The following is a 2,387-nucleotide window of genomic DNA, read 5'->3' on the forward strand; positions in this document are numbered from 1 at the left end:
TTTTTCAATCATTAAATTCTTCATTTTAATAAAAGTTTGTTTTTCGCCGCGCGCTTTTTCTACAACATATAAGCTACCATCATTTTTATCCACACTCATTACAGGTCTTATATTCAACAATGATCCCATAACTTTTTGAGTCTTAGATAATCTTCCACCTCTGTACAAATACTCTAAGTTAGTAACTGTAAAAATATGCTCTTGTGCGCAGATTATTTCATCTAATTTTTCGTTTACTTCTTCAAATGAATAATTTAATTCTACAAGTTTGAGCGCTTTATTAACAACGGAAGTTTCTCCGGAACAAGCACAAAGAGAATCCTTAACTATTATTTTATAATCTTTGTTTTCTTCTAATAATGCATTCATTGCCATTGTGGCAGTTTGAAATGTGCTAGTAAGTCCACTAGATAATGTAATACAGATTACGTCATTTCCAGCTTCCAATTCGTTCTTAAATGATTCATAGTAGGTCTTATATGGAACTTGGCTAGTTTTGAAAACTTCTCCATCTTTCATTCTAGAAAACATATCTGAAGAATTAATGGTTTGACCTTCTATGTATTCTTTATCAGAGCTAATAACTGGCATATTCAGTATTATTAAATTTTCATTTTTATTAGATTCTGTTATTTGACAAGCAGAATCCGTGATTATTTTTATAGACATTCTTACCTCCAGATAAGTATTATTTTTTTTATTGGTGCTGTTGAGAGGGATCGAACCTCCGACCTATTGATTACGAATCAATTGCTCTACCAACTGAGCCACAACAGCATATACACTTATTATAAGCTTAAGAGTGCAATAATTCAAGATTATTACAATAATGAAAATCAATAGGAAATTTGTAAAAATTATGATAAAATACTAGTCATATTCTAGGAGGCAGAATGAAAAACAAGAAATTAATGAAAAAAAGAGTTGGAATATTCTTGCTTATGATAGTTTTTTGTGCCTGTTTAATAATAAATTATTCTGAAAATTACTTTTCTTTTTCAAAAAAAATTACTTATCAAAAAAGTGAATTAGAAGATAATGAGTTGAAAACATTAAATAAATTAGAAAAAGATTTGGATGAATTTAAGAGAGTAGGTGCTTTAAAAATTTCAGAAGAAAATATGTTTTATCCAACCCACAAATCTCAAATATCTGAACGAATGCTAGAAGTTGCATTAGAAGGTACTGATTTAAAAGGCAACGCACATTCATTCATTAAAGTAGAAAAGAAATATGGTGTGAACGCCTTGTATTTATTAGCTATAGCAAATCATGAATCTGATTTTGGACAAAGTCGAATAGCAAAGGACAAAAATAATTTGTTTGGATTCAATGCTGTTGACTCTGATCCTTACAACGGAGCAAGTCAATACAATTCACTTGATGAAGGAATTCAAGATATTGGCAAAAAAATCAAAATATTGTATCTTAGCGACAACGGAAAGTATTTTAAAGGTTATAATTCTTACGCTATGAACAAAAATTATGCAAGTGATAAAAATTGGGGAGAAAAAGTCAATAATCACATGATACTAATAGCTGAAAAGATTTTATCAAGCTATAAATAATAAAAAGTGAGAAAAAAATGAAGAAATTTTTACTGGGATTAATAATACTAATATCATTAACAAGCTGTGACAAAATTATTCAAACAGAAAATCAAAATAATTTGTATGAAGTTGTCAGAGTTGTAGATGGAGACACTGTAATATTAAATATAGATGGACAAAAAACGAGAGTAAGACTTATAGGAATTGATACACCAGAAAGCGTGGCAGAAGATAAAAGTCGAAATGTCAAAGAAGGCAAAATTGCAAGTGAATACACTAAAAATTTGCTAGAAAAGAAAAAAGTCAGGGTAGAATTTGACGATGAAAAAGAGGATGTATATGAAAGAAAACTAGGCTATGTATTCTTAGATGATGAATTTATTAACGAAAAATTACTAAAAGAAGGAATGGCAAAATTATACACTAAGACAACCAATAAAAAATACTCTGAGCGATTAAAAAAAGCCGAACAATATGCAAAGGATAATAAAAAAGGCTTCTGGAAAGATTTTTATATAAATGATCCAAATTTATATGTAAAATACACCGATTCTAAAGGTAGGGGAATGATAAAAGGAAATATTAACAGTAAAGGATTGAAAATATACCACATGCCTAATCAAGAAAGTTATGAAGATGTGAAAATTAATTTCAAAAAAGGTGAGAAATATTTTGTAACAGAAAAAGAAGCACAAGATGAGGGATTTTCAAAATCTTCAAAATAATACTTGCAAAATAAAAAACACGATGCTATAATAATAAAGTCAAGTTCACTTGAAATAAATTTTACAAATGCTTGACAAACATATTTTATTATGGTACACTTATAAAGTAGTC

General features: G+C 28.6%; 3 protein-coding genes and 1 tRNA gene. 2 read left to right on the forward strand and 2 right to left on the reverse strand.

Going from position 1 to position 2,387, the window contains the following annotated elements; all coding sequences use genetic code 11:
• Positions 1-669, reverse strand: a 669-nt coding sequence (locus KHW44_RS08655; RefSeq protein WP_304068496.1) for a DegV family protein, incomplete at its 3' end; no start/stop codon positions are given.
• Positions 670-701: 32 nt separating this feature from the next.
• Positions 702-777 (reverse strand) — tRNA-Thr (locus tag KHW44_RS08660).
• Between the two features lie 116 nt (positions 778-893).
• Between KHW44_RS08660 and KHW44_RS08665 the strand changes: the two genes are divergently transcribed.
• Complete coding sequence (locus KHW44_RS08665; protein WP_094209662.1) at positions 894-1,568, forward strand: glucosaminidase domain-containing protein; 675 nt, start codon at positions 894-896, stop codon at positions 1,566-1,568.
• 17 nt (positions 1,569-1,585) lie between these two features.
• Complete coding sequence (locus KHW44_RS08670) at positions 1,586-2,275, forward strand: thermonuclease family protein (RefSeq protein ID WP_304068501.1); 690 nt, start codon at positions 1,586-1,588, stop codon at positions 2,273-2,275.
• The last annotated feature ends 112 nt before the right edge of the window (positions 2,276-2,387 follow it).

The organism is Finegoldia magna, from assembly GCF_018371055.1.
Classification (GTDB): domain Bacteria; phylum Bacillota; class Clostridia; order Tissierellales; family Peptoniphilaceae; genus Finegoldia; species Finegoldia magna_I.